This is a genomic window from Achromobacter sp., from assembly GCF_050285585.1.
In the GTDB taxonomy this organism is placed as follows: Bacteria; Pseudomonadota; Gammaproteobacteria; order Burkholderiales; family Burkholderiaceae_B; genus Achromobacter.
The window spans coordinates 58219-85215 of record NZ_JBLZXF010000011.1 but is presented as its reverse complement, the minus strand read 5'-3'; the positions used below and the strand labels follow the sequence as shown (position 1 = coordinate 85215).

Here is a 26997-nt window from a genome sequence, read left to right as displayed (position 1 = left end):
GGGGCGTCAGCGGATTTCCACCGCGTCGGCGTTCAGCCGCGCGCGCCATGCGCGCAGCCGCTGGTCGGGGTACTGCACGCAGCTGCCGTCCACCAGGCGGAAGTGCTGCTTGTAGAGAGGCGAGGCAACCACGAGCTCCCCCGCCAGGTGGCCGACGATGCCGCGGCCGATGACGTTGGCGCCGGAGCGCGGATCGCGGTTCTCGATGGCGTACACCTCGCCGTCCGCGCCGCGCGGCACGTAGAACAGCGCGATCTGCACACCCTCGACCAGCGCGACTACGCCGGAATTGGGCACGAGGTCCTGGCGGCGGCAGACGGGCCGCCAGGGCTGCGGTTCATGGGCATGGACGTCCATCAGGCGATCTCCTCTGCGATGGGAATGACGCGCGCGGGAGCGGGGCGGGGCTGGCCGCGTTCCTGCACGAACTGGATGTCGGGGTCCGGGCGGCTGTCGTTGACGAAGGTGCGGAAGCGCTTGAGCTTTTCCGGGTCGTTCAGGGCATTGGCCCATTCGCATTCGTAGCGATCCACCACCAGCTGCATCTGGGCTTCGAGCTCGGCGCACAGGCCCAGGCTGTCCTCCAGCACCACCTGCTTCAGGTAGTCCAGCCCGCCTTCCAGCGACTCGCGCCATACCGATGTGCGCTGCAGCTTGTCCGCGGTGCGGATGTAGAACATCAGCAGGCGGTCGATGACGCGGATCAGCGCGGCGTCGTCCAGGTCGGTGGCGAAGAGTTCGGCGTGGCGCGGGCGCATGCCGCCATTGCCGCAGACGTAGAGGTTCCAGCCCTTCTCGGTGGCGATCACGCCGATGTCCTTGCTCTGCGCCTCGGCGCATTCGCGCGTGCAGCCCGAGACGGCGAACTTCAGCTTATGCGGCGAGCGCAGGCCCTTGTAGCGGTGCTCGATGTCCAGCGCCATGCGCACGCTGTCCTGCACGCCGTAGCGGCACCAGGTGCTGCCCACGCAGGACTTCACCGTGCGCGTGGACTTGCCGTAGGCGTGGCCGGTCTCGAAGCCCGCGGCGATCAGCTCGCTCCAGATGTCGGGCAGCTCGTGCAGCTGGGCGCCGAACAGGTCGATGCGCTGGCCGCCGGTGATCTTCGTGTACAGCCCATACTTCTTCGCGACGGCGCCGATGGCGATCAGCCCGTCGGGCGTAATCTCGCCGGCCGGGATGCGCGGCACCACCGAGTAGGTGCCGTTCTTCTGCATATTGGCCATGAAGGTGTCGTTGGTGTCCTGCAGCGGCACCAGGCCGGGATCCTGGATCGGACGGTTCCAGCAGGACGCGAGGATGGAGCCGACCGCGGGCTTGCAGATGTCGCAGCCCAGCTCGCCGCGCCCATGGCTGGACAGCAGTTGCTCGAAGGTTTCGATGCCGCCCACGCGCACGATGGCGTAGAGCTCCTGGCGCGTGTAGGCGAAATGCTCGCACAGGCTCTTGTCCACGGCGACGCCGCGCGCGGCCAGCTCATGCTCCACCACCTGCTTGAGCAGGCTGGCGCAGCCGCCGCAGCCCGAGGCCGCCTTGGTGCAGCCCTTGACCGCGCCCAGGTCCGCGCAGCCTCCGTCGATGGCGTCGCAGATGGCGCCCTTGCTCACGTTATGGCACGAGCACACGGTGGCCGAGGCGGGCAACGCATCCACGCCCAGCAGCGGGGCGGCCCGCCCCAGGGGCAGAATCAGGCTGGCCGGGTCGGCCGGCGGCGCGATGCCGTTCTGCACGTATTGCAGCAGCGTGTCGTAATAGCTGTTGTCGCCGACGAGCACGGCGCCCAGCACGCGCTTGCCGTCGGCCGACACCACCAGGCGGCGGTAGCCGGCGCCGGCTTCGTCGATGTAGCGGTAGCTGCGCGCGCCGGGCGTCGCGCCATGGGCGTCTCCGATCGAACCGACGTCGACGCCCAGCAGCTTGAGCTTGGTGGACATATCGGCGCCGGCGAAGGGCTGCGGCGATTCCCCGCAAAGCGCGGCCGCGGCGATGCGCGCCATCTGGTAGCCGGGCGCCACCAGGCCGAAGACACTGCCGTTCCATGCCGCGCACTCGCCGATGGCGTAGATGTTCTCGTCGCTGCTGCGGCAGAAGTCGTCGATCACCACGCCGCCGCGTTCGGCCACCGTCAATCCGGCCTTGCGCGCCAGCCAGGTCTGCGGCCGGATGCCGGCGGAGAACACGATCAGGTCGGTTTCCAGCGGCGCGCCCTCGGCGAAGCGCATGCGGTAGCGGTACTGCGTGCCGGGCCGGATATCCTGCGTCGCGCGCGACAGGTGCACGCCCACGCCCAGCGATTCAATGCGCGCGCGCAGCGCGGCCCCGCCTTGCTCGTCCAGCTGCACCGGCATCAGGCGCGGCGCGAATTCCACCACGTGGGCCTCCAGATCCAGCGACTTCAGCGCGTTGGCCGCCTCCAGGCCCAGCAGGCCGCCGCCGACGACCACCCCGCGCCGCGCGCCGTGGGCGGCCGCGCGGATCTGGTCCAGGTCATCGAGCGTGCGGTACACCAGGCGGGACGCGCCCTCGGCGCCCGCGATCGGCGGCACGAAGGGATAGGAGCCCGTGGCCAGGACGAGCTTGTCATAGGCCTGGCGGCCCTGGGCGGTCACGATCTCGCGATGGCGACGGTCTATCTCCAGGACCGCGGTGCCCAGGTGCAGGACCACGCCCTCGCGCTCGTAGAGCCCGGCGTCGCCCAGCGCCATCGAGCCGGCGTCCCGCCCGTTCAGGTATTCGGACAGATGCACCCGGTCATAGGCGCGGCGGCTTTCCTCGCCATACACGTGGATGCGATAGCGCTCCAGCGCGCCGAGCGCGACCAGTTGCTCGACGCAATGGTGGCCCACCATGCCGTTGCCGACGACGACGAGGGTTTGCAGGGAATCGGATGCGGCCGATACGTTCATGGGATATCCCCGGGCTTGGCTATTCAGGTTTCGGAAGACGAAAGGCGCCCTGGACCTTGGGGTCGGGGCGCCTTTGCCGGTATCGCTCAAATTGTCTTGCCGGCCTCGCGGCCCGCATGCCAGACATCAAGCAAAGTCCGTGCCAGGAATCCCGCCGAGGGCCGGGAAACGCCGCGGCGCCTGGGCAAGCGGGGGAGAAAGGGAGGAAATGCGGACCTCGCCGGGCGGCCCGGCGCCGGCGGCCGGACGGGCCGCTGCGTCAAGCCGGTGCATAGTCCTGTGCGCGCTGCACTCCTTTGGCGCAGCGCAGCAAACCGGCGCGGCGCGGACCTCAGCCGAACGCGGCGCGCACGGCGGAGAAGGCGGCCGCCACGAGCGGATCGTCGCGGCGCCCGGCCTGGGTGATGAAGGACAGTTCCGCCTGGATGGACAGGCCTTTCACCAGCAGCAGGCCGTTGGCCTGCGATTCGCGCAGGGCGATGGAGTCGCGCGCCAGCGACAGGCCGACGCCCGAGCGCACGAGGTCCAGCATCGACGATTCCTGGTCCACCTCGGCCACCGCGTTGGGGACGATGCCCAGGGCGTCGAAGCGGGCGGACAACAGGCGGTGGTGCACGGAATCCGGCGGTGTCCAGATCCACGGCAGCGCGGCGATCCCGGCCCAGCCGTGCCCGGCCACCTGGGCGCCCCAGCCCTTGGGGGCCACGACACAGTAGGCGAACGAGGCCAGCGGCAGCGCCTCCAGCCCGGCCGGGCCGTCGGCGGTGCCGGGCGGTCCCAGGAAAAAGCCCACGTCCAGTTCGCCCGAACGCACTTGCCGCCCCACCGATCCCGACATGCCGTGGCGCAGGGTGGGCCGGATTTTCGGGTAATGCTCCACCATGTATTGCAGGGTGGCGCCAAGCCGCAGGAATTCCGGATCGAGGATGGTGCCGATGCGCAACTCGCCCTGGACCGTGTCGCGCAGGGCGCCGATGGCGCGTTGAAAATCGTCCAGCGCGTCTAGGATCCGCTGCGCCGCCGGCAGCAGGGCGCGGCCGTCGGCATTGGGCGCCAGCCCCTGCGCGGTGCGCGAGAACAGCGCCAGGTCCAGCGATTCCTGGAAGTTCTTCAGCTGCAGGCTCAGCGCGGGCTGGGTCAGATGAAGATGCTCGGCCGCGCGCGTGAGATTGCCTTCCCGGGCCACGGCGGCGAAGGTGCGGATGTGCTTCAGGTCCATGGGCTTTTCCGGAAAATCAGCATGGGCAAGGCCTGTAGGATGCGGGTAGCGCGAGATCGGGAGGGCGAGAACGCCGGTGCCGAGCGCGCAACCCATCAAAACGGTGTCGATGACGTTGGCCTGGGCGGCCAGACGGCGCCGGCTGACCGCTTACGCAGCCAGAGAGCATCTTGCATTATTAAAGTTGCTTATAAACTGTTTTTCAACAATTCATTGGACAGTTTCGATAGGCTGCGCCAGAGTCATGGCAGATGCCCGGCGCGCGCCCATCCGCCGCAACCGGGTCGGCTCACCCGCCTGCGGCGCACTGCCCCGGCAAGCAGATAAGAAGAGCTTATGGAGACATACGACTACATCATCGTGGGCGCGGGCTCGGCTGGCTGCGTGCTGGCCAACCGGCTGAGCCAGGACCCGGCCGTGCAGGTGCTGTTGCTGGAGGCCGGCGGCCGCGATAACTACCACTGGATCCATATCCCGGTGGGCTATCTGCACTGCATCGGCAATCCGCGCACGGACTGGATGTACCGCACCGCCGAAGAGCCCGGGCTGGGGGGACGTTCGCTGATCTACCCTCGCGGCCGCGTGCTGGGCGGCTGTTCGTCGATCAACGGCATGATCTACATGCGCGGCCAGCGCCAGGACTACGAGAACTGGGCGGCGCTGTCGGGCGATCCGGCCTGGGGCTGGGAACAGGTGCTGCCGGTCTTCAAGCGCAGCGAGGATTACCACCGCGGCGCCGACGAATACCACGGCGCGGGCGGCGAATGGCGCGTGGAGCCGCAGCGCCTGCGCTGGGACATCCTGGAGGCCTTCGCCGCCGCGGCGGAACAGGAAGGCATTCCCCGGGTGCAGGATTTCAACCGCGGCGACAATTTCGGCAGCGGCTATTTCGAAGTAAACCAGCGCAGCGGCTGGCGCTGGAATACCTCCAAGGCCTTTCTGCGCCCCGTGCGCAAGCGCCCCAATCTGCGCGTGGAAACCGGCGTGACGGCCGAGCAGCTGCTCTTCGAGGGCAAGCGCTGCGTCGGGGTGCGACTGCGCCGCGCGGGGGCGGTCGCCACGGTGCGCGCGCGCCGTGAAGTGGTGCTGGCCGCGGGCGCGGTCAACACGCCGCAGCTGCTGGAGCTATCCGGCGTGGGCGAACCGGCGCGACTGCGCGAAAGCGGCATCGCGCTGCGCCACGCCTTGCCCGGCGTGGGCGAGAACCTGCAGGACCATCTGCAGCTGCGGGTCATTCTCAAGGTGAGCGGCGTGAAGACGCTCAACCGCATCGCTTCCACGTGGTGGGGCAAGGCCGGCATAGGCCTGGAATACCTGATCAGCCGCAGTGGCCCGATGAGCATGGCGCCGTCGCAGCTGGGCGCCTTCGCCAAGTCCGATCCCGGCCAGGAGCGGGCCAATGTGGAATTCCACGTCCAGCCCCTGTCGCTGGGCGCTTTCGGCGAACCGCTGCACGGGTTCGACGCCTTTACCGCCAGCGTGTGCAACCTGCGCCCGACCTCGCGCGGCAGCGTGCACGCGCAAGGGCCGCTGGGCGCGGGCAAGGGGCCCGTCATCGCGCCCAACTATCTGAGCACCGAGGAAGACCTGCGCGTGGCTGCGGACTCCATCCGCCTGGTCCGCCGCATCGCCGCGGCGCCCGCGCTGCAGCGCTACCGGCCCCAGGAGTGGCTGCCGGGGCCGGACTTCCAGACCGAGGCTCAGCTGAGGGTGGCCGCCGGCAAGATCGGCACGACGATCTTCCACCCGGTGGGCACCTGCGCCATGGGCCGCGACGCGGACGGCGGCGCGGTGGTGGACGCGCGCCTGCGCGTGCACGGGCTGGAGGGCCTGCGCATCGCCGATGCTTCGGTGATGCCGCTGATCACGTCGGGCAACACCAATTCGCCGACGATCATGATCGCGGAGCGCGCCGCGGACATGATCCGCGAAGATGCCGTGCGGCCCAGAGCCGCTGTCAGTGCGGACGTAGCCAGCGTCTGACGCCCGGCTACGTCGCCTTCAGCGCAGCGAACGGTACATGTCCGCGCGTTGCGGATGGGTCAGCATCACTTGCCAGAGCTGGCCCTCGCGCGAGCGGAAGAAGCCCGCGCAGCACATCAGATAGTATTTCCACATGCGGTAGAAGCGGGTGCCGTAGCGCGATTCCAGCTCGGGCCAGGCGCGTTCGAAATTCTCCCACCACGCCATCAGCGTGCGGTCGTAGTCGGCGCCGAAGTTGTGCCAGTCCTCGATGATGAAGCGGCCTTCGACCGCCGTCGCGATTTCGCGGGCGGACGGCAGCTTGCCGTTCGGGAAGACGTAGCGGTCGATCCAGGGATCGGTGCTCTGGCTGGTGGACGCGATGCCGATGGTATGCAGCAGGAATGCGCCGTCCGGGGCCATCAGCCGCTGCACGTGGGTGAAGTAGGTGTCGTAATTCTTGGGGCCGACGTGTTCGAACATGCCGACCGACACCACCTTGTCGAAACTGCCTTGCAGGTCCCGGTAGTCCTGCAGCAGCAGTTCCACGGGCAGGCCCTTCACGCGTTCCTGGGCCAGCGCCAGCTGTTCCTTGGAGACGGTCACGCCGGTGACCTTGACGCCATAGCGCTCGGCCGCGAACTTGGCCAGTCCGCCCCAGCCGCAGCCGATGTCGAGCAGGGTCTCGCCCTGCTTGAGCTGCAGCTTGCGGCAGATCATGTCCAGCTTGGCCAGTTGCGCTTCCTCCAGCGTCTGGGCGTGTTCCCAGTAGGCGCAGGAATAGATCATGCGGCTGTCCAGCATGGCTTCGAACACGTCGTTGCCGGCGTCGTAGTGCTGTTTCCCGACCTCGAAGGCGCGGTTCTTGGATTGCAGGTTGAAGAGCTTGTGGCGCAGGTGTTCGGCAATCAGCTTGACGCGGGCCAGGCCCAGCGCCGCCGATCCCACGTCGGCGCGCAGCAGCCGCGTGAATAGCTCGTCCAGCTGATCGCAATCCCACTCGCCGTCCATATAGGACTCGCCCAGGCCCAGCGACCAGCTTGCAAAGACCCGGTCGTACATGTGCTTGTCGTGCACCTGGATGTCCCAGGGGCGCGTGCCGTTGATCTGGACGTCGGCGCGGGCCAGGACGTCTTGCAGCACTTTGGGGGCTTGGGGGGGAGGGGAGCTGACGGCGGGATCGCCGGAGGTCAGCGGGGAGGCGGGACTGCTTTGCTGCATACGGACTCCATATCAATTTTGGGAAGACTGATCTGGCAATGCTCGAGAGTGCAAACTGTGGCGCCAAATGGCGGGCAACTCCAATTTAATGATTGGATCGCGCCGATAGGCAACCGCAATTCCGCTGGCCGCCGCGTGGCGGGCATCGATCCGGATGGGATGATCGTAGCGACGACCGGGCCGATAGTCCAGGGTCGAGCGCACGGGGCGGCCGCCCGTCCGGCTGTCATGCGCGCGCAAGCCTGCCGCGATTACACTACCGGGCCCGTTCGGCGTCCCCTACGTCCTATAAGATACCGGCCTGGCATGCCGCCGTATCGGCGGGTGCGGACTTGTGGAGTGTATCGATAGTGGACGCCAGCCTGGAACCCCGTTTGGAATTCGTCACGTGCGCCAGCCCGGCCGGCCTGCATCGCATGGCCTACTGGGAATGGGGCGATCCCGCCAACGATCAGGTGCTGGTCTGCGTGCACGGCCTGACCCGCAGCGGCCGGGATTTCGACACGCTGGCCCGCCGCGTGGCGGGCCGTTACCGCGTGGTCTGCCCCGACGTGGTGGGCCGGGGCCGCTCGGACTGGCTGGCCAATCCCGCGTTCTACACGGTGCCGCAATATGTGTCCGACATGGTCACCCTGATCGCCCGGCTGCGGCCGGCGAGGCTTGCCTGGCTGGGCACGTCCATGGGAGGGCTGATCGGCCTGGCGCTGTCTGGCGCGGCGGTGTTTGCCCAGGCGATGCTGGCCATGCGCCCGCACGCGGGCATGCTGCCGCCCGGCGAGGGCGTGCGCCTGGACAGGCTGGTGCTCAACGACGTCGGCCCCCGGCTGGAGACGGGCGCATTGGCGCGCATTGGCCAGTACGTGGGCGAGCCCGGCGAGTTTGCCTCGTTCGAGGAAGCCGTTGCCACCATGCGCGCCAATTCGGCGACCTTCGGGCCGCACACGGACGCGCAATGGGCCGATCTGGCGCGCTACCTGTATCCCGAGCACGGCGGCAAATGGGTGAAGCACTACGACCTGGCGCTGTCACAGGCCTTGGCCGCGCAGACCCCCGAGGAACTGGCCGCGGGCGAGCAGATCCTATGGCGTTCCTATGACACGCTGGACTGCCCGGTGCTGATCGTGCGCGGCGAGCAATCGGACCTGCTGACGCGCGCTACCGTCGACGAGATGCTCAAGCGCAACCCGCGCGCGCAGGCGCACGAGGTGCGGGGCGTGGGCCATGCCCCTACGCTGATCGCCGACGAGCAGGTGGGGCCGGTGGCGGCCTTCCTGCTGGCCTAGGGATACCCGCGCGGAAAGGCGCCCCGCCGGTCCTGCCAAACCAGGGACGGACGGGGCGCTATCCACGCTGGCGGGCCTTCCCTACAATAGCCCCATGAATACGCGCACCCTGAACATCGACCTGCATTGCCATTCCACGGTTTCGGACGGCGCGCTCGCGCCCCGCGACGTGGCGCGGCGCGCGCACGCCAACGGCGTGGACGTCTGGGCGCTGACCGACCACGACGAAGTGGGCGGCCTGGTGGAAGCCGCCTGCGCGGCGCGCGAGCTGGGCATGGAGTTCGCCACTGGCGTCGAGATCTCGGTGACGTGGGCCGGTCTGACGGTGCATATCGTCGGGCTGCGGTTCGATCCCGAAAACACCGGGCTGGTCGAAGGCCTGCGCAAGACCCGCGCCGGCCGCGCCGAGCGCGCCAAGCGCATCGGCGAGCGCCTGGCCGAAATGGGCATGCCGGGCGCCTATGAAGGCGCGCTGCCGTTCGCCGGCAACCCCGAACTGATCAGCCGCACGCATTTTGCGCGCTATCTGGTCGAAGCCGGCTACTGCCCGGACGTGCAGACCGTATTCAACAAGCATCTGGGCGACGACCGCCCCGGCCACGTGCCCATGCAGTGGGCCACCCTGGCCGAGGCGGTGGGCTGGATACGCGGCGCGGGCGGCCAGGCCGTCATCGCACACCCCGGCCGCTACAAGTACACGCCCTTGCAGTTCGCCGCGCTGTTCGATGAATTCCTGCAGCTCGGGGGCGTGGGCATCGAGGTCACCACGGGCAGCCATACCGTCGAGGAAGCCCGCCAGTACGCGGACGTGGCGCGCCGCTACGGTTTCCTGGCGTCGCGCGGTTCGGACTTCCATAGCCCCAAGGAAAGCCGGATGGACCTGGGCCGCCTGCCGGCGCTGCCGTCCGACCTGAAACCGGTCTGGCACGACTGGTTCTGACGCGGGCGGCCGCCGCGCCGCCCGGCCCTGCAAACTATCGACTGTGACCGCGCCCCACCGGCGCCATCGCCATGAACAAAGCATTTGTTAAAGAGTCCGACCACGAGGACGACGACGATCTGCCGCAAGCCCAGGCGCTCCCGGCGGGCACGAAGAACTACATGACGCCCGGCGGCTACGAACGCCTGCGCGGCGAGCTCGCGCACCTGATGAACGTGGAGCGCCCCTCCGTCGTGCAGGTGGTGTCCTGGGCGGCGTCCAACGGAGACCGCTCCGAGAACGGCGATTATCTCTACGGCAAGAAGCGCCTGCGCGAGATCGACCGCCGCATGCGTTTCCTGACCAGGCGGCTCGACATCGCGGAGGTCGTGGACCCCGCCGCCCAGCCCAACCGCGACCAGGTGTTCTTCGGCGCCACGGTGCGGTATTCCGACAAGGCCGGCGAGGAGCACAGCGTGACCATCGTCGGCGTCGACGAGGCCGAGCCCCTGGCGGGCAAGATCAGCTGGATCTCCCCGGTGGCCCGCGCCCTGATCAAGGCGAGGGAGGGCGATACCGTGGTGCTGCGTACCCCGGGCGGGGTCGAGGAACTGGATATTCTCGAAGTCAGCTACCCGGAGTAGGGCAGGCCGGCGTCCGGGGACGCCGCCGCACCGCGCTCCCCAAAAATTACGGGCGCCGGCTTGTGGCCGGCGCCCGTTGGCGGGCGGGATCTGGCGTCCCTGCCTCGGTTGGCGGCTTGCGCCGCCGTTTCCCCTGGGGCTTGCAGTGTTCTTGCGGGCTTACTTCTTGCGGTTGGCGATCGACTTTTCGGCCAGGTTCACCAGATCTTCGCCGATCTGCTTCTTCCACTTCTCGTAGACGGGCTTGGTGACTTTCACGAAGGCGTCGTGGTCGGCCTGCGACAGCGAGGTCACCGTGACGCCGTGGCCTTCGATTTCCTTCAGCAGCGACGGATCCTCGGGCGTCACGCCCTTGCGCGCGATCACGATCTGCTGCTTGCCGGCGTCCAGCGCAGCCTGGCGCACGATATCGCGGTCTTTCTCGGACCAGGAATTCCAGACCTCGCGGTTGACCACGAAGACCAGCGGGTCGGCCACGTAGTTCCACAGGGTCAGGTACTTCTGGCCCACCGTGTAGAGCTTGGAGCCGGTGTAGATGGACAGGGGGTTTTCCTGGCCGTCCACGGCGCCGCTGGCCAGCGCGGGCTGCGCGTCGGCCCAGCTCATCTGCGTGGGGTTGGCGCCCAGCGCGGTGAACGTATCGATATACAGCGGCGAGCCCACCACGCGCAGCTTCATGCCCTTCATGTCCTCGGGCTTCTTGATCTCATGCTTGGAGTTGCTGAGCTGGCGGTAGCCGTTCTCGCCCCAGGCCAGCGGCACCACGCCGGCCTTTTCGATGAGCTTGAACATTTCCTTGCCCACGTCGCCCTGAACCAGCGCGTCGATGGCGGCGTAGTCGGGCATCAGGAAGGGCAGGGAGAACAGGTTCAGCTGCTTGACCTGCGGCGACCAGTTGATGGTGGAGCCGACGGCCATGTCGATCACGCCCTGGCGGATGGCGGTGAACTCGCGGGTCTGGTCGCCCTGGACCAGCGAGGTGCCGGGGTAGACCTTGATATTGATGCGGCCTTGCGTGCGCTCGCGCACCAGGTTCGACCAGATTTCAGCGCCCTGGCCCCACGGGAAGGTGGTGCCCACGACGATGGACAGCTTGTACTCGGGCTTGTAGTTCTGCGCGTGGGCGGGCGCCATGCCCACCACTGCCGCGGCGCACAGGGCGGCGCCGATCAGGTTGCGGAATTTCATGTTGCGTCTCCTCTCTTTGCAAGTCTGTCTGTTGTTGTGTAATGCCTACCCGTCATGCCGGCGGGGTCCTGCCCATTCAATAACCCAGCTTGTGCGGCAGCCACAGCGCCAGCTGCGGGAAGGCCAGCACCGCGACCAGCACCAGGAACATCGCGCCCAGCAGCCACACCACCCAGCGCACCGTGGATTCCATCGGCACGCGCGCGATGCGGCACGACACCATCAGGTTCACGGCCAACGGCGGGGTGAACTGCCCCAGCGCGACCTTCAGGGTGAGGATCACGCCGAACCACACCGGATCCCAGCCGTAGGCGTTGGCGATGGGCATGAGCAGCGGCACGAATATCAGGAAGATGGAGATGCCGTCCAGGAACATGCCCACGGTCATCAGCAGCAGGATCAAGAGCGCCAGCACACCGTATTCGCCCAGGCCGGAATTGACGATGGCGTGCGTGATCGGGTCGATCACGCTGAGCGTGGACAGCGCCCAGGCGAAGATGCCGGCCAGCGTCACCACCAGCATGATCACGGCGGACAGTTCCGCAGCTTCGCGCAGGATGATGAAGAGGTCGCGCAGCTTGATGGTGCGGTGGATCGCCATGCCCACGAACAGGCCGTAGAACACCGCGACCACGGCGGCTTCCGTGGGCGTGAACCAGCCCATGCGCATCCCGCCCAGGATCAGGACCGGCGCGGCCAGGCCCCAGGACGCTTCACGCAGGCTCGCCCAGAAGGGCGGACGCGGCAGGTGCGCTTCCAGCGCGCCCATCTTGTGCTTGCGGGCCAGCCAGACCGCCGGAATGATGAGCGCGAAGCCGGCCAGGACGCCGGGGACCATGCCGGCCGCGAACAGCGCGGGCACGGAGGCGCCCGGCACCAGCACCGAATAGATGATGAAGGCGACCGACGGCGGGATCAGGATGTCGGTGGCGGCGCCGGCGGCCACCACGGCCGCCGAGAACGACCCGGGGTAGCCCGCGCGCGACATAGCGGCGATCATCACCGCGCCCACCGCCGCCGCGCATGCGGGCCCCGAACCGGAGATCCCGCCCAGGAACATGGCCACGGCGATCGACACCAGCGGCAGCATGCCCGGGCCGCGACCGACGATGGCGATCGCGAAATCCACCAGCCGCTTGGCCACGCCCGAGCGGTCGAAGATCGAGCCCACCAGCACGAACATGGGGATCGCCAGCAGCGGATACTTGGCCAGGCCCGCATAGAAGTTCTGCGGCACGGTCAAGAGCCCGTACCAGGGCGTGTCCAGGTTGGACAGCACGATGGCCACCGTGCCGCCGATGCCCAGCGCCACGCCGACCGGCACGCCGATCAGCATCAGGACGACGAAAACGGCGAAGAGGATGCCCGCGATCATGGCTGTTCCCCGCGGGCCGCGTCGGCGGCGGGCGCGCGCGCGATCCGGCGGATGATCCCCAGGGTGCGCAGCGAGATCGCCGCGGCCATCACCGGCAGCCAGATCGAATACCACCAGGTCGGCACGCCGATCGCGGGGGAGGTTTCTTCATAGATGAACTCGTCCGACACCAGCTTGACCGATAGGACGGTCAGCAGCACGAAGAACGCCAGGACGCAGCTATTGGATATCAGCGCCATGATGCGCTGGCGGCGCGGCGAGCCGTTGTCGGCCAGGATCTCGATGCGGATGTGGTGGTTGCGGACGAAGGCCATGTTGCCGCCCGCCATGGTCAGGACGATGAGCAGGAAGACCGAGATTTCCTCCGTCCACGCGAACGACTGGTCGGTGAAGTAACGCACCAGCACGTTCAGGAAGGTAATGACCGCCAGGGTCGCCAGCAGGATCACGGCCAGCCAGTCCTCGATGGCCAGCGGCACTTTTACGGCGGGATCGGTTTCTACGGGAATGATCGGTTCGACGGGCTCGGCGGGGGCTTCGGGGCGGGACATGTGAGGCGACGGCCAGCGCGCGGGTAGGCGCTGTGCTTTTTTATTTGTGGGGTCGCAGCATCCTACCGTTGCGCGGGGGGGGCGGAAGTTCGTGTTTTCCCGCGGTGCGGGATAGTCGCAACATGATGCGATGCACCATAAATCCGGAGAAATATCGGCCGCCATGGAATGCAAGGGCAGAATCCATAAGGAAATTGCAGGGCATGGTGCTGTGCATCATCAGGATTTCCGTGAGTCGGAATTCTTTTGTAACAATGGCCGGATCAGGCGATTCCCGGACGGATTGAACGGCGGCTCCGGGAAAACCCCCTAAACGGGTAAAATCACGTTTTGCACCTCTCTCCCTTATACGGCGCCCGCATCGTGTCCCTAGTTCAGCATCTGCCTGGTTCCTCCGTCCTGTCCTCCTTTCGTCGCGAACGCCTCCTGGCGCAGTTGAAGGAAGCCGGCCTGCCGGTGGCCGACATATCCGCTCGCTACGAGCACTTCGTCAGCACCGACGCCGCCCTGACGGCCGAGCAGCAGGCTCAACTGACCCAATTGCTGGACTACGGCACGCCCGCTTCCGGCGACGCGCCGGCCAAGAGCCTGGCGCTGCTGGTCATCCCGCGCCTGGGCACGATCTCCCCGTGGGCCAGCAAGGCCACCGACATCGCCCACAACTGCGGCCTGTCGTCCGTGCACCGTATCGAACGCGGCGTGCGCTACGTGATCACGCCGGAGCGCGGCCTGCTGGGCGCCAAATCCTTCGACGACGCCATGCTGGCGCGCGCGGCCGACTGCCTGCACGACCGCATGACCGAAACCGTGGTCGATGCCAGCTTCGATGGCCAGGCGCTGTTCCAGCCGCTGGCGGGCAAGCCCATGCGCACCGTGGACGTGCAGGCGCGCGGCGCCCAGGCGCTGGTCGAGGCCAACGTCACGCTGGGCCTGGCCCTGTCCGACGACGAGATCGAATACCTGGCCAAGTCCTTCGGGGACCTGGGGCGCGACCCCACCGACGTGGAACTGATGATGTTCGCGCAGGCCAACAGCGAGCACTGCCGCCACAAGATCTTCAACGCCCAATGGGTGATCGACGGCCAGGAGCAGCCCAACACGCTGTTCGGCATGATCCGCGCCACCCATAAGGCGCAGCCGGAAGGCACGGTCGTGGCCTATTCGGACAACGCCGCCATCATGGAAGGCGGCCCCGCGCAGCGCTTCCAGGCCGGCGTCCCCGGCGTGACGGGCGAGGGCGCCGAGGGGGCGAAGTACATCCGCCGCGACACCACCGTGCACACGCTGATGAAGGTGGAAACGCACAATCACCCGACCGCGATCGCGCCGTTCCCCGGCGCCTCCACGGGCGCCGGCGGCGAGATCCGCGACGAAGGCGCCACCGGCCGCGGCTCCAAGCCCAAGGCCGGCCTGACCGGCTTCACCGTGTCGCACCTGCGCTTCGACGACGCCCTGCAGCCCTGGGAAGCCGATCACCACGGCCTGCCCGAGCGCATCGCGTCGCCGCTGTCCATCATGATCGACGGCCCCATCGGCGGCGCCGCTTTCAACAACGAATTCGGCCGGCCCAACCTGCTGGGCTATTTCCGCTCGTTCGAGCAGACCGCCGGCGGCACGCGCTGGGGCTACCACAAGCCCATCATGATCGCGGGCGGCCTGGGCAGCATCGACGCCGGCCTGACCCACAAGGAAGTCATCCCCCCCGGCGCGCTGCTGATCCAGCTGGGCGGGCCGGGCTTCCGCATCGGCATGGGCGGCGGCGCCGCGTCCAGCATCAGCATGGGCAGCAACTCGGCCGAACTGGACTTCGATTCCGTCCAGCGCGGCAACCCCGAGATCGAGCGCCGCGCGCAGGAAGTCATCGACCGCTGCTGGCAGCAGGCCGAGAACAACCCCATCATCGCGATCCACGACGTGGGCGCGGGCGGCCTGTCCAACGCCTTCCCTGAACTGGTCAACGACGCTGGCCGCGGCGCGATCTTCGATCTGAAGCGGGTGCCGCTCGAAGAGTCCGGCCTGTCGCCCGCCGAAATCTGGAGCAACGAATCGCAGGAGCGCTACGTCCTGTCCATCCTGCCCAAGGACCTCGAACGCTTCGACGCCATCGCGCGCCGCGAACGCTGCCCGTACGCGGTGGTGGGCGTGGCCACCGAAGAGCGCCAACTGCGCGTGGTCGACGGCGAAGGCCTGCCCGGCCTGGACACGACCCGCCCGCAAGGCGAGGCCGAGGTCCGCCCCGTCGATGTGCCGATCGACGTGATCCTGGGCAAGCCGCCGCGCATGACGCGCGACGTGACGCGCCTGCCCGGCGTGTCCGAGCCGCTGGACCTGGCCGGCATCGACCTGACCGAAGCCGCCTACCGCGTGCTGCGCCACCCCACGGTGGCCAACAAGTCCTTCCTCATCACCATCGGCGACCGCACGGTGGGCGGGCTGTCCAGCCGCGACCAGATGGTCGGCCCCTGGCAGGTGCCGGTGGCCGATTGCGCCGTCACGCTCGCCGACTACGAAGGCTTCCGCGGCGAAGCCATGTCGATGGGCGAACGTACCCCCATCGCCATGCTGGACGCCCCGGCGTCGGGCCGCATGGCCGTGGCCGAAGCCCTGACCAACCTGGCCGCCGCCGACGTGGCGCGCCTGGAGGACATCAAGCTGTCGGCCAACTGGATGGCCGCCTGCGGCGTGGACGGCCAGGACGCCGCGCTGTACGACACGGTTTCCGCCGTCAGCGAACTCTGCCAGGCCACGGGCCTGTCCATCCCGGTGGGCAAGGACTCGCTGTCCATGAAAACCTCCTGGGAACAGGACGGCGAGCAGCGCCAGGTGGTGGCGCCGGTGTCGCTGGTGGTCACGGCCTTCGCGCCGGTGGCCGACGTGCGCGCCAGCCTCACGCCGCAGCTGCGCACCGACGCGGGCGACAGCGTGCTGATCCTGATCGACCTGGGCCGCGGCCGCCATCGCATGGGCGGCTCGATCCTGGCGCAGACCTACAACCAGGTCGGCGAGACCGTGCCGGATATCGACGCCCCGCAAGACTTGCGCGCATTCTTCGTCACCATCCGCACCCTGGCGGAAGCCGGCACCATCCTGGCCTACCACGACCGTTCCGACGGCGGCCTGTTCGCCACCCTGGCCGAAATGGCGTTCGCCGGCCGCACCGGCATCTCGGTAAACCTGGACATGCTGACCTTCGATCCGCAATCGGCGGATTGGGGCGACTACAAGATCCGCCCCGAACAGGTGGCGGTGCAGCGCGAGGAACTGACGCTGAAGGCGCTCTTCTCGGAAGAGGCGGGCGCCGTGATCCAGGTCCCGGCCTCGCAGCGCGACGCTGTCATGCAGGTGCTGCGCGGCGCGGGCCTGTCGGCTCATTCGCACGTCATCGGCGGCCTGAACGGCGCGGACGAAGTGGAGTTCTACCGCGACGGCAAGAAGGTCTGGGGCCAGCCGCGCGCCGAGCTCGGCCGCGCCTGGAGCGAGGTGTCCTACCGCATCATGGCGCGCCGCGACAACCCGGCCTGCGCGCAGGCCGAGCTTGACGTCTGGAACGATGCCAAGGATCCGGGCATGAGCCCGAACGTCGCCTTCGACCCGCAGGAAGATGTGGCGGCTCCCTTCATCAACACCGGCAAGCGCCCGCGCGTGGCGATCCTGCGCGAGCAGGGCTGCAACAGCCAGGTGGAAATGGCCTGGGCGTTCGACACCGCCGGCTTCGAAGCCATCGATGTGCACATGACCGACCTGCTCTCGGGCCGCGTGGATCTGGCGCAGGCGCAGGGCCTGGTGGCCGTGGGCGGCTTCAGCTACGGCGACGTGCTGGGCGCCGGCGAGGGCTGGGCGCGCACCATCCGCTTCAACAGCAAGCTGTCGGATCAGTTCGCCGCGTACTTCGCGCGTCCCGATACCTTTGCGCTGGGCGTGTGCAACGGCTGCCAGATGATGGCCGCGCTGGCGCCCATGATCCCCGGCGCCGACTTCTGGCCGCGCTTCACGCGCAACCAGTCGGAAAAATACGAAGCTCGCCTGTCCATGGTCGAAGTGGCCAAGTCGCCGTCGATCTTCTTCGCCGGCATGGAGGGCGCCCGCGTGCCGGTCGCCGTGGCCCACGGCGAAGGCTATGCCGACTTCTCGCAGCAGGGCGACGCCGCCCGCGTGCTGGCGGCCGTCCGCTATATCGACAACGCCGGCCAGCCCACCGAAGCCTACCCGTTCAATCCGAACGGCAGCCCCGGCGGCCTGACCTCGGTCACCACGGCCGACGGCCGTTTCACGGTCATGATGCCGCACCCGGAACGCGTGACCCGCAACGTGATGATGTCGTGGGCGCCCGAGAAGTGGGGCAATGCGGACAAGGGCGGCGCGTTCAGCCCCTGGATGCGCATTTTCCGCAATGCACGCGTCTGGTTGAAATAAAGGGGGAGGCCCCCTCGCCGCGCCCGCGGCGCCGGGGCCGGCCCGGACAACCCCGCCGCCTGGATCTCTTGTCCGGCCGGCGGGGTTTGTGCTTTCCAGACCTGCAGCTTCGCCTACTTCTTCTGCGGTTTCAGCGATTTCATGAAACGTTGCGCGCGCGTGACGGCGTCGTGCGCCTCGGCCGCGAGCGCGGCGACGAAGCGTTGCGCCGCAAGGCTGAGCGGGCGGCGCGGATGATTCACCACTACCAGCTGGCGCTGCATGTCGGCGTGGATCCGGCGCACCGAAAGGGCGCCGGCGTCCAACTCGTGCGCGATCGCGCTGATCGGCAGGATGGTGGCCCAGGCACCTGATTTCACCAGTTCCAGCGTCGGGGTGAGGGCGTCCATCTCCAGGCGCGGGCGCGCGGCCGGGCCGCGTTTCTTCAGCACTGGATCGATGATCGCGCGCAGGCCCTGGCCCAACGAAGGCACGATCAGCGTGTCGATGGACAGGTCATTGAATTCCACGCTGCGCAATGGGCTGTCGGAAGCCGTGACCAGCACCAGCTCCTCGCTGACCAGCGGCGTGGTTTCCAGGCTGCGCACCGGCTGGATCAGATTGACGATGGCCACGTCCAGCTCGCCCGCGTCCAGCCGTTCCACCAACCCGGCGCTATAGGCCTCCGTCAGCCGGATCGTCACGTCGCGATTGTCGGCGCTGTAGAGCGACAGCGCCCGCGGCACGATGCTCGCGCCTAGCGACGGCACGGTGCCGACGCGGATCAGGCCCGAGGTGCCGCCGCTGAGATCCAGCATGCGCTGGCGCACGCTTTCGACCTCCTTGGAAAGGGGCAGCAGCATCTTGTAGAGATCGACCCCCGCGGCCGTGGGCGTCACCCCCCGGCTGGAGCGTTCGAACAGCTGGACCTTCAAGGTTTTTTCCAGCTTGGCCAGTTGGGTGCTCAGGGCGGACTGGACGATGCCCAGCTCGGCGGCGGCGCGCGTCATGCCGCCGTTGCGGTACAGGCATAGAAAGCACTCGATCTGGCGTAAATCCATAGTGTGTCGCGTAGGTGGCTGATAGCCGGATTATAGGGAGGCCAGGCCTCGTGTAGGACTTGTCCTAGGGGTAAACGATATGATCAAAATAGATTGTAGATGAATATATTATTAAAAAAAGAGATGGCCTTGGCGATCCTGCGGCAAGGCCGGCACAGCGAGGAGACAAGACGTGGAAACCAGTACGAAAGTGTTAGGTGCCGTCGCGTTGGCGGTAGTCGGCATTTGCGGGGCGGGGGCTGCGGCCGCCGAGAGCGACAAGGTGAAGATCGCCTTCGTCACGGACATGAGCGGACCCTATTCGGACTTCGATGGCGCGGGCGGCCTGGATGCCATCCGCATGGCGGTGGCCGACTTCGGCGGCAAGGTGTTGGGCAAGCCGATCGAGGTGCTGTCGTCCGACCACCAGAACCGGGCCGACATCGCTTCCAACCGCGCGCGCCAATGGTGGGATCAGGACAAGGTGGACCTGGTGATCGGGGGCTCCAATTCTTCGGCCTCGCTCGCCATCAGCACGATCGCCGCCGAGAAGAAAAAAGTCTTCATCAGCGCGGGGGCGGGCGCCGACAGCCTGACCGAGGAGGCCTGCACGCCCTATACGGTCCGCTACACCTATTCCACCTCGGCGCAGGCGCGCGGCACGGCGGCGGCGATGGTCCAGCAGGGCGGCAAGAGCTGGTTCATGCTGACCGCCGACTACGCATTCGGGTATTCGCTGGAAAAGGCCAGCATGGACGTGGTGAAAGCGAGCGGAGGGTCGGTCTCGGGCTCCACGCGGCATCCGCTGAATACGTCCGACTTCTCGTCCTACCTGATGAAGGCGCAGGCCTCCAAGGCGCAGGTGCTGGGGCTGGCGAACGGGGGCGGCGACCTGATCAACTCGATCAAGACCGCCAAGGAATTCGGCGTCAGCGACAAGATGCGCCTGGCCGGCCTGATGGTCTTCATCACCGACATCCACAGCCTGGGCCTGGAAACGACCGCGGGCATGTACCTGACCGACGGCTGGTATTGGGACCTGAACGAGCGCTCGCGTGAGTTCAGCAAGCGCTTCTACGAACGCAACAAGAAGATGCCGACCACCTTCCAGGCCGGCGATTATTCGGCTACCACGACCTACCTGAAGGCGGTGGAGCGGGCCGGCACCACCGATGCGGACGCCGTCATGAACGCGCTCAAGTCCATGCAGATCGACGATATGTTCACCAAGGGGTACATCCGCGCGGACGGCGCCATGGTGCACGACATGTATTTGATGCAGGTGAAGACGCCTGCGACGTCCAAGGGGGAATGGGACTACTACCAGAAGGTGGCCACCATCCCGGGCGAGGATGCCTATGCGCCGACCCAGCCCGGCATCTGCAAGCTGAAAGCGAAGATCTGAGTTCCATCCACACACCGGAGGCAGGGAATCATGGCGGAAAGTTGGCCCGAGTTGGTCTATCGAAACTTGAAAGAGGCCGGGATCACGCAGATGGCGTACGTGCCCGATGCGGGGCATAGCCAGCTGATCAAGCTGTTCGAGGCGGATCCCGAGGTGGAGGCGATTTCCCTCACCACGGAGGAGGAGGGCGTGGCCATGCTGGGCGGCGCCTGGCTCGGCGGCGCCAAGGGCGTGCTGCTGATGCAATCCAGCGGCGTGGGCAACTGCATCAATATGCTCGCGCTGATCCAGGAATGCCGCATGCCGTTCCTCTGCCTGGTCACCATGCGGGGCGAATGGGGCGAGTTCAATCCCTGGCAGTGCCCGATGGGCCAGTCCGCCGAAGCCGCGCTGCACGGGGCCGGCGTATACGTGCAGCGGGTCGAGCGGGGCGAGGACGTGCCGGAGACGGTGCGCGCGGCCAGCCTGCTCGCGTTCAATTCGAACCGGCCGGTGGCCGTGGTGATTTCCCAGCGCATCCTGGGAATCAAGAACTTCAGCAAGTAGGACGGGGCGACGATATGAACGCGAAAGCGACGATGAACCGGCGGGCGGCGGTGGCCCGGATACTCGAAAAGCGCGGCGACGCCCTGGTGGTCGCCAGCCTGGGCAACCCCACCTACGACACCTCGGCCGCGGGCGACGACGACCGCAACTTCTACGTATGGGGGGCGATGGGCGGAGGCTGCATGGTGGCCTTCGGCCTGGCGCTGGCGCAACCGGCGCGCCAGGTGCTGGCTTTCGTCGGCGACGGCGAGATGATGATGGGGCTGGGGGCGCTCGCCACGATCGGCGTGCGCGCGCCGTCGAACCTGAAAATCATCGTGATCGACAACGAGCACTACGGCGAAACCGGCATGCAGGCTGCGCACTCCGGGCGGGGCGTGGACATCGCGGGGGTGGCGCGCGCCTGCGGCATCGAGGACTCGGCCACGCTGCGCAGCGAGGCCGAACTGGCCGACCGCATTCCCGGGCTGTGGCAGCCCGGCCTGCAATGCCTGGTGTTAAAAGTGTCTTCGGCCCCGGAGCCCGGCAGCCTGCCGTCTCGCGACGGCCCCTATCTGCGGTCGCGGTTCCGTGAAGCGGTGCTGGGCAAGGGCAAGGGTGGCCATGCATGATCCATCAACGATTCATGATCAGGAGCAGACAGTGACGCAGAAAGCAAACTACATCGGCGGCGCGTGGGTGGAAGGCGCCACCGTGCTTGAGAACCTGAACCCCGCGGACCCCGGCGACGCGATCGGCCAGTACGCCTGCGCGGACGAGGCGCAGATGCGCCAGGCGGTCCAGGCGGCCCGCGCGGCGGCGCCCGGCTGGGAACGCAGCACGACGCAACTGCGCAGCGACATCCTGTTCCGGGCGGCCAATGAGATTCTTGCCCGCAAGGACGAGCTCGGCGCGCTGGTGTCGCGCGAGGCCGGCAAGACGCTGGCCGAGGGCGTGGGCGAAGTGATGCGCGCCGGCCAGATATTCCAGTTCTTCGCCGGCGAGGCGGTGCGCTATGGCGGCGAGAACCTGCCGTCCGTGCGCCCGGACATCGGTGTGCAGATCAGCCGCCATCCGGTCGGCGTGGTCTCCATGATCACTCCCTGGAATTTCCCGATCGCGATCCCGGCCTGGAAGATGGCTCCGGCCCTGGCTTTCGGCAACACGCTGGTGCTCAAGCCCTCGGAGCACACGCCGGGCGCGGCCTGGGAACTCTTCGCCATCCTGGAACGGGCGGGGCTGCCCGCGGGCGTGGCCAACCTGGTCAACGGCGGCGGCGCGGCGGCGGGCCAGGCGCTGCTCGACGGCGTGGACGCCGTCAGCTTCACGGGCAGCATCGCCACCGGCCGCAAGATCGCCACCGGCGCCTCCGAGCGCATGATACGGGTGCAGCTGGAGATGGGCGGCAAGAATCCGCTGGTGGTGCTGGACGACGCCGACCTGGACGTGGCCGTCGAGTGCGCGCTGAACGGCGCCTTCTATTCGGCGGGCCAGCGCTGCACGGCCTCCAGCCGATTGATCGTGGCCGACGGCATACATGACCGCTTCGTGCAGGCGCTCACGGACCGGATGCGCAAGCTGGTGGTGGGCGATCCGCGCACGGCCGGCACCCAGATCGGCCCGGTCATCAACGCCGCGCAGCTGGAGAAGATCCTGGGCTACATCGAGCTGGGCCGCGCCGAGGGCGCCATCCTGGCCGAAGGCGGCAAGCGCGCCGAGGCGCCCACCGCGGGTCACTTCCTGCGCCCGACGCTGTTCACGGAAAGCAGCAACGCCATGCGCATCAACCGCGAAGAGATCTTCGGCCCGGTGGCCGCGGTCATCCGGGTGTCGGGCTACGAAGAAGCCCTGGAGGTCGCCAACGATACGCCTTTCGGACTGTCGTCGGGGATCTGCACCACCTCGCTCAAGCTGGCCAACCATTTCCGCCTGAACGTGCGCAGCGGCCTGACGATGGTGAACCTGCCCACCGCCGGCCTGGATTACCACGTGCCCTTCGGCGGCGTGAAAGCGTCCAGCTTCGGCCCGCGCGAGCAGGGCCGCTACGCGGTGGACTTCTACACCTCCACCAAGACCGCCTACATCGGCTATTGACCAATCGCGCCACATCGCCGGCGCGCGAGCGCCGGCACCAGAGGAGACAGACATGGAAAAAATCGGTTTCATCGGCCTGGGGCGCATGGGCAAGCCCATGGCGCTGAACCTGCGCAAGGCGGGGTTCGAGCTCGTGGTCCTGGACATCAACAGGCAGGCCATGGAGGAATTGGCCGCGGCGGGCGCGGCGCAGGGCGCGGACGTGGCGGACGTGGCGCGGCGCTGCGGCATTGTGGTGACGATGCTGCCCACCTCCAAGGAGGTCGAGCAGGTCGCCCTGGGCGGCGGCGGGATCTTCGAGAACGCGGCCAAGGGCAGCCTGCTGATGGACATGAGCACCATCGACCCGTTGGCGACCGACCGCCTGCAGGAACAGGCGCTGGCCCGCGGCATGTCCGTGGTGGACGCGCCCGTCGGGCGCCTGGCCGAGCATGCGGACCGGGGCGAGTCGCTGTTCATGGTGGGCGCGAGCGATGCCGATTTCACCCGCGTCAAGCCGCTGCTGGACGCCATGGGCACGACTACCTACCACTGCGGTCCGGTGGGGGCGGGAGGCCGCACCAAGCTGGTCAACAACTACGTGGCGGTGACCCTGTGCCAGGTCAACGCCGAGGCGCTGGCGCTGTCCCAGCGCTTCGGGCTGGACATCACCAAGACCCTGCAGGTGCTGTACGGCACCTCGGCCTCCAACGGCCAGTTGCGGATGAACTTCCCCAACAAGGTGCTGGTGGGCGATACCACGCCGGGCTTCACCATCGACCTGGCGCACAAGGATATGTCGCTGATCGTCGGCGCCGCGCACGCGGCCAAGGTGCCGATGCCCGTGGCCGCCGCCGTGCATGAATCCTTCAGCCTGGCCCGGGCGGGGCAGTTCGGCGGGATCGACTTCTCGGGCATCGCCGACGCCATCTGCCACTTCGCCCAGATCGAGAAGCCGCGCGTGCCGGAGGGCTGGAAACCGGCTTGAAACGGGGACGGAGAGCGGCGCGTAACTCAATGAGATATTTAACTTTTCATTGCAGGGCGCCGTTATAGGGGGGAGCTTTATGCAACCCCCCGGAGTGCCCCCCCAATGTTCAAGAATTTAAGTATCCGCGCGGTCTTGACGACCGCTTTAGTCGTTTTCTTTTCGCTTTTCCTGGTGACCGGCGTCGCGGTCCACCAGCAGCTCACCTCCAACCGCAGCTCCATCGAGCTGCTGCTCGACACCAACCTGGTCCGCGCCAATGCCGTGGACGGCGCCGGCGCCGAACTGCTGCGCGCCCGGCTGGTGCTGCTGGCGGCGCAGACCGCGCTGATGGAAGGAAAGCGCATCGACAACCTGGCCAGCATGCAGCGCCTGGAGGGTTACACCAAGAAGGCCGCCGACCTGATCCAGTCGGCGCGCCAGACGCCTGAGACTTCGGCCGAAGGCAAGCCGCTGTTCGACGCCGCGCTGGCGGCCTACGACGTCTACCACCGTGACGCCATCGTGCCCATGATCGCGGCGATCCGCGCCGGCAACGCGCAGGAGGCCGGCCGCCTGAACCTCGAGAAGGTGACGCCACTGGGCCTTACCTTCACCGCCTCCATCCAGAAATACGTGGACTACGCCGACGAGGTCGGCCAACGCGTGGCCCGCGAGGCCTCCACCCGCATCGACGGCGCGATCGCGCTGCTGGTCGGCCTGCTGATCGTCGTCGGCGTCCTGGTCGTGGGCCTGTACGCCGTGTTCGCGCGCTCGGTCTTCCGTCCCTTGCACGAGGCGGGCCGCCTGTTCGACCGCATCGCCGCGGGCGATCTGACCAACCGCATCGAGCAGCGCGGCAACAATGAAATCGGCGTGCTGTACGGCGCGGTCAAGCGCATGCAGGACAGCCTGGCCCGCACCGTGTCCGCCGTGCGCCTGGGCGTGGAGGAAATCCATACCGGCTCGCGCGAGATCGCCGCGGGCAACATCGACCTGTCGTCCCGGACCGAACAGCAGGCCGCCTCCCTGGAGGAAACCGCGGCCAGCATGGACGAACTGTCGTCCACGGTGCGCAACAACGCCGAAAGCTCGCGCAGCGCCTCGGAGCTGGCGATGGCCGCTTCCGAAGTGGCCACGCGCGGGGGCCGGGCCGTGGGCGATGTGGTCGGCACGATGCGCGGCATCGCCGACAGTTCCAACCGTATCGCGGACATCGTGGGCGTGATCGACGGCATCGCCTTCCAGACCAACATCCTGGCGCTGAACGCGGCCGTGGAAGCGGCGCGCGCGGGCGAGCAGGGCAAGGGCTTCGCGGTCGTGGCCAGCGAGGTGCGCGCCCTGGCGCAGCGCAGCGCCGCCGCGGCCAAGGAAATCAAGGGCCTGATCGACGACTCGGTGCAGAAGGTGTCGGTCGGTTCCGACCAGGTGGAGGCCGCCGGCGCCACCATGCAGGAAATCGTGACCTCGGTGCGCCGCGTGACGGACATCATCAATGAGATCTCCAGCGCCTCGGAAGAGCAGTCGCAGGGGATCCAGCAGGTGAACCAGGCCGTGTCGCAGATGGACAGCGTGACGCAGCAGAACGCGGCCCTGGTCGAGCAGGCCGCCGCGTCCGCGGCCTCGCTGGAGACCCAGGCCCAACGCCTGCGCGAGGCCGTGGCGGTGTTCAAGCTTCAGGCCGGGCAGGTGATCGACGCCGAGGCGCCCGCCCTGGGCCGCGGCGCCGAGCCGGCGCTGATCGGCGCCTGATCGCCGAAAAGGCGGGGAGGTCCGGCACCGCCCGGGCGCTTCCCGCCGCACGGGCCCCGCGCCCTCAGCGCGTCCCCCGATTCATCGCGGCCGGAACCGGCGCGACGGATCCGTTACTCAAGTTGGGGGGAGCCGACCTTCCGCGCTCCCGCCCACTGAGCCAAGGGGAATTTCAATGAACGACATTGCCGCTTTGCGATCAGGCGCTACGCTCCTGAGCAGTGAAGTCCAGGACCTCAGGCAGGATCACATCCAGACCGTGAAGCGCTACACCGCGCTGGCCGAGCTGCTGGAGCGGATCGACAGCGCCAAGCAAGGGCAGCACGACGACCTGGAAGCCCAATACCCCACCTCGTTCAGGCCGGATTTCACGGATCGGAACGCGATCATTCCGAGCGCGGGGGCCGTGTCGAACGGGGCGAGAGAAATCCTCTCCCAGCAGCAACTGGTCCACGAATGCCAGCAAGTGCTGCAGGCGCTGGCGCAGGAAGAACTGGAGCACGGCGAGCGCCTGGCGCGGGTGGGCGACCGCCTGGACGAGGCCCTGGCCCTGGTCCGGCCCCGGCATACGCCCACGCTTTCGGACGCCTCCCGGCTGCGCGACTGCCTGGGCGAAGTCCAGGATGAAATGGTCGTCATGTCGGACCGCCACGTGGCGATGCAGCAGGCGAACGAGCTGCTGGCCGACCTGATCGGCAAGCTGAAGGCCGAGCCGCCCGAGGTGCCGCAGGCCACCCCGCGGCAGACGCAGGTGCTGCATATGCGGGCCGAAGGCGCCATCCAGATTCCGGGTAGCCCGGGCGGCCATTCCCCGTCGTCGTTTTCTGTGCCGACTCCGCACCAGGTAAGCGGCCGGATTCAGGGCGGGCTGCGTCCGGGAAGCACGCTGGGCAACGACGCGATCGTCAGCGCCGACGACGGTCGCAACCAGGTCGTGTGCAGCAACGTGGTGCGCATTTCCGCCAGCGACCTGGGCAACCCGCAGCGGCTGGGCCAGGTGCTGGAATCGCTGACCACCAGGGCGTCGCGCGGCTGCCATGCGGTGGCGGCGGAACGGCAGGGCGAGACCGGCTTTCCGGGCGCGAAAACGGTGGCGGACCGCCTGTTCAAGACGGCGATCCTGGTGATCGACCCCAAGAAACTGGACGACGCGGACCAACTGGAGGTCGCCAGCCTGCTGGGCAATCCCACGCTGAGCACGGAGTGCTCGACCCGCGGGGTGCCCAAGAGCGCCATCGTGGCGGCGATCGTCCCGGCGCGGACCGGGGGTGACGTGGGCGTGCCCACATTGCAGGTCGGGGACCGGCAGGCATCCTTCTCCATGACGGTCAAGGACGGCGGCGGGCAATACCAGACGCGAGTCTTCGACGACCTGACCATGCCCGACTACGAGCAGGGCCTGACCGCCGTGCTGCAGGCCAATCCGGACCGGACCCTGCTGATCCACCTGACGCGCTTCCAGTAACGCGGGCTGCGTTTTCTGCGGGCGGGACGGGGCCTGGCGCGCGGCGCGTCCGGGCCGCCGTCCCCGGCTGCGCCGGACGGGCATAAAATAACGGATTGCCCATCCCTCCC

The 26997-nt window shown here is 67.9% G+C and carries 20 protein-coding genes; 12 read left to right on the top strand and 8 right to left on the bottom strand.

What is annotated here, in order from left to right:
* Window positions 1-6: 6 nt before the first annotated feature.
* The 3 genes from nirD to ACN6PJ_RS16960 form a co-directional block, all read right to left on the bottom strand.
* Window positions 7-357 (bottom strand): nitrite reductase small subunit NirD, encoded by a 351-nt coding sequence (gene nirD, locus ACN6PJ_RS16970; RefSeq protein ID WP_427997015.1) that lies wholly within the window; start codon window positions 355-357, stop codon window positions 7-9.
* On the bottom strand, window positions 357-2906 hold the full coding sequence (nirB, locus tag ACN6PJ_RS16965) for a nitrite reductase large subunit NirB (protein WP_427997014.1): 2550 nt from the start codon (window positions 2904-2906) through the stop codon (window positions 357-359). The genes nirD and nirB overlap by 1 nt, the downstream gene beginning before the upstream one ends.
* A 331-nt stretch (window positions 2907-3237) precedes the next feature.
* The gene (locus tag ACN6PJ_RS16960) at window positions 3238-4125 is read right to left on the bottom strand and encodes a LysR family transcriptional regulator (protein ID WP_427997013.1); all 888 of its coding nucleotides are present in this window, start codon (window positions 4123-4125) and stop codon (window positions 3238-3240) included.
* Window positions 4126-4461: 336 nt separating this feature from the next.
* On the opposite strand from ACN6PJ_RS16960, the gene ACN6PJ_RS16955 reads away from it, so the two are divergent.
* The gene (locus ACN6PJ_RS16955; RefSeq protein WP_427997012.1) at window positions 4462-6108 is read left to right on the top strand and encodes a GMC family oxidoreductase; all 1647 of its coding nucleotides are present in this window, start codon (window positions 4462-4464) and stop codon (window positions 6106-6108) included.
* Window positions 6109-6126: 18 nt separating this feature from the next.
* On the opposite strand, the gene cfa is transcribed toward ACN6PJ_RS16955, so the two are convergent.
* Window positions 6127-7308 (bottom strand): cyclopropane fatty acyl phospholipid synthase, encoded by a 1182-nt coding sequence (gene cfa / locus ACN6PJ_RS16950; RefSeq protein ID WP_427997011.1) that lies wholly within the window; start codon window positions 7306-7308, stop codon window positions 6127-6129.
* 347 nt (window positions 7309-7655) lie between these two features.
* Here cfa and ACN6PJ_RS16945 point away from each other — a divergent pair, with 347 nt between their 5' ends.
* The 3 genes from ACN6PJ_RS16945 to greB all read left to right on the top strand — a co-directional run bounded on the left by ACN6PJ_RS16945 (window position 7656) and on the right by greB (window position 10154).
* Complete coding sequence (locus tag ACN6PJ_RS16945; protein ID WP_427997097.1) at window positions 7656-8591, top strand: alpha/beta fold hydrolase; 936 nt, start codon at window positions 7656-7658, stop codon at window positions 8589-8591.
* 94 nt (window positions 8592-8685) lie between these two features.
* The gene (locus tag ACN6PJ_RS16940) at window positions 8686-9531 is read left to right on the top strand and encodes a 3',5'-nucleoside bisphosphate phosphatase (protein ID WP_427997010.1); all 846 of its coding nucleotides are present in this window, start codon (window positions 8686-8688) and stop codon (window positions 9529-9531) included.
* 71 nt (window positions 9532-9602) lie between these two features.
* Entirely contained in the window at window positions 9603-10154 is a 552-nt protein-coding gene (greB, locus tag ACN6PJ_RS16935) for a transcription elongation factor GreB (protein ID WP_427997009.1), read from the top strand.
* A 159-nt stretch (window positions 10155-10313) separates the two neighbouring features.
* Here greB and ACN6PJ_RS16930 read toward each other — a convergent pair whose 3' ends face one another.
* From ACN6PJ_RS16930 to ACN6PJ_RS16920, 3 genes are all read right to left on the bottom strand, one after another.
* Entirely contained in the window at window positions 10314-11342 is a 1029-nt protein-coding gene (locus tag ACN6PJ_RS16930; protein WP_427997008.1) for a DctP family TRAP transporter solute-binding subunit, read from the bottom strand.
* Window positions 11343-11418: 76 nt separating this feature from the next.
* Window positions 11419-12717: a TRAP transporter large permease gene (locus ACN6PJ_RS16925; protein WP_427997007.1), complete on the bottom strand. Its 1299-nt coding sequence runs from the start codon at window positions 12715-12717 to the stop codon at window positions 11419-11421.
* Window positions 12714-13268 (bottom strand): TRAP transporter small permease, encoded by a 555-nt coding sequence (locus ACN6PJ_RS16920; RefSeq protein ID WP_427997006.1) that lies wholly within the window; start codon window positions 13266-13268, stop codon window positions 12714-12716. The genes ACN6PJ_RS16925 and ACN6PJ_RS16920 overlap by 4 nt, the downstream gene beginning before the upstream one ends.
* 363 nt (window positions 13269-13631) lie before the next feature.
* On the opposite strand from ACN6PJ_RS16920, the gene purL reads away from it, so the two are divergent.
* On the top strand, window positions 13632-17681 hold the full coding sequence (gene purL / locus ACN6PJ_RS16915; RefSeq protein WP_427997005.1) for a phosphoribosylformylglycinamidine synthase: 4050 nt from the start codon (window positions 13632-13634) through the stop codon (window positions 17679-17681).
* Between the two features lie 113 nt (window positions 17682-17794).
* On the opposite strand, the gene ACN6PJ_RS16910 is transcribed toward purL, so the two are convergent.
* The gene (locus ACN6PJ_RS16910; RefSeq protein WP_427997004.1) at window positions 17795-18721 is read right to left on the bottom strand and encodes a LysR family transcriptional regulator; all 927 of its coding nucleotides are present in this window, start codon (window positions 18719-18721) and stop codon (window positions 17795-17797) included.
* Window positions 18722-18893: 172 nt separating this feature from the next.
* On the opposite strand from ACN6PJ_RS16910, the gene ACN6PJ_RS16905 reads away from it, so the two are divergent.
* The 7 genes from ACN6PJ_RS16905 (at window position 18894) to ACN6PJ_RS16875 (ending at window position 26887) form a co-directional block, all read left to right on the top strand.
* Window positions 18894-20105, top strand: coding sequence for an ABC transporter substrate-binding protein (locus tag ACN6PJ_RS16905; protein ID WP_427997003.1), 1212 nt, complete (start codon window positions 18894-18896; stop codon window positions 20103-20105).
* A 30-nt stretch (window positions 20106-20135) separates the two neighbouring features.
* Window positions 20136-20651 (top strand): thiamine pyrophosphate-binding protein, encoded by a 516-nt coding sequence (locus ACN6PJ_RS16900; RefSeq protein ID WP_427997002.1) that lies wholly within the window; start codon window positions 20136-20138, stop codon window positions 20649-20651.
* 14 nt (window positions 20652-20665) lie between these two features.
* Window positions 20666-21262, top strand: a complete 597-nt coding sequence (locus tag ACN6PJ_RS16895; RefSeq protein WP_427997001.1) for a thiamine pyrophosphate-dependent enzyme — start codon at window positions 20666-20668, stop codon at window positions 21260-21262.
* Window positions 21263-21293: 31 nt separating this feature from the next.
* Window positions 21294-22724 carry an aldehyde dehydrogenase family protein gene (locus ACN6PJ_RS16890; protein ID WP_427997000.1) on the top strand — a complete coding sequence of 477 codons (1431 nt, stop codon included), beginning with the start codon at window positions 21294-21296 and terminating at the stop codon, window positions 22722-22724.
* The gene (locus tag ACN6PJ_RS16885; RefSeq protein ID WP_427997096.1) at window positions 22720-23691 is read left to right on the top strand and encodes an NAD(P)-dependent oxidoreductase; all 972 of its coding nucleotides are present in this window, start codon (window positions 22720-22722) and stop codon (window positions 23689-23691) included. Before ACN6PJ_RS16890 ends, ACN6PJ_RS16885 begins: the two co-directional genes overlap by 5 nt.
* A 105-nt stretch (window positions 23692-23796) precedes the next feature.
* A complete protein-coding gene (locus ACN6PJ_RS16880) occupies window positions 23797-25422 on the top strand; it encodes a methyl-accepting chemotaxis protein (protein ID WP_427996999.1) in 1626 nt (541 codons plus the stop codon).
* A gap of 175 nt (window positions 25423-25597) precedes the next feature.
* Window positions 25598-26887, top strand: coding sequence for a hypothetical protein (locus ACN6PJ_RS16875; RefSeq protein ID WP_427996998.1), 1290 nt, complete (start codon window positions 25598-25600; stop codon window positions 26885-26887).
* Window positions 26888-26997 lie beyond the last annotated feature (110 nt).

Excerpts from the sequence above, each read along its gene's own strand:
- ACN6PJ_RS16895 (WP_427997001.1), top strand. The coding sequence starts at position 20,666 with ATGAACGCGAAAGCGACGATGAACCGGCGGGCGGCGGTGGCCCGGATA.
- ACN6PJ_RS16920 (WP_427997006.1), bottom strand. The coding sequence starts at position 13,268 with ATGTCCCGCCCCGAAGCCCCCGCCGAGCCCGTCGAACCGATCATTCCC.
- ACN6PJ_RS16960 (WP_427997013.1), bottom strand. The coding sequence starts at position 4,125 with ATGGACCTGAAGCACATCCGCACCTTCGCCGCCGTGGCCCGGGAAGGC.
- ACN6PJ_RS16925 (WP_427997007.1), bottom strand. The coding sequence starts at position 12,717 with ATGATCGCGGGCATCCTCTTCGCCGTTTTCGTCGTCCTGATGCTGATC.
- nirB (WP_427997014.1), bottom strand. The coding sequence starts at position 2,906 with ATGAACGTATCGGCCGCATCCGATTCCCTGCAAACCCTCGTCGTCGTC.
- ACN6PJ_RS16900 (WP_427997002.1), top strand. The coding sequence starts at position 20,136 with ATGGCGGAAAGTTGGCCCGAGTTGGTCTATCGAAACTTGAAAGAGGCC.
- cfa (WP_427997011.1), bottom strand. The coding sequence starts at position 7,308 with ATGCAGCAAAGCAGTCCCGCCTCCCCGCTGACCTCCGGCGATCCCGCC.
- ACN6PJ_RS16910 (WP_427997004.1), bottom strand. The coding sequence starts at position 18,721 with ATGGATTTACGCCAGATCGAGTGCTTTCTATGCCTGTACCGCAACGGC.
- ACN6PJ_RS16880 (WP_427996999.1), top strand. The coding sequence starts at position 23,797 with ATGTTCAAGAATTTAAGTATCCGCGCGGTCTTGACGACCGCTTTAGTC.
- nirD (WP_427997015.1), bottom strand. The coding sequence starts at position 357 with ATGGACGTCCATGCCCATGAACCGCAGCCCTGGCGGCCCGTCTGCCGC.
- ACN6PJ_RS16875 (WP_427996998.1), top strand. The coding sequence starts at position 25,598 with ATGAACGACATTGCCGCTTTGCGATCAGGCGCTACGCTCCTGAGCAGT.
- ACN6PJ_RS16930 (WP_427997008.1), bottom strand. The coding sequence starts at position 11,342 with ATGAAATTCCGCAACCTGATCGGCGCCGCCCTGTGCGCCGCGGCAGTG.
- ACN6PJ_RS16955 (WP_427997012.1), top strand. The coding sequence starts at position 4,462 with ATGGAGACATACGACTACATCATCGTGGGCGCGGGCTCGGCTGGCTGC.
- greB (WP_427997009.1), top strand. The coding sequence starts at position 9,603 with ATGAACAAAGCATTTGTTAAAGAGTCCGACCACGAGGACGACGACGAT.
- ACN6PJ_RS16940 (WP_427997010.1), top strand. The coding sequence starts at position 8,686 with ATGAATACGCGCACCCTGAACATCGACCTGCATTGCCATTCCACGGTT.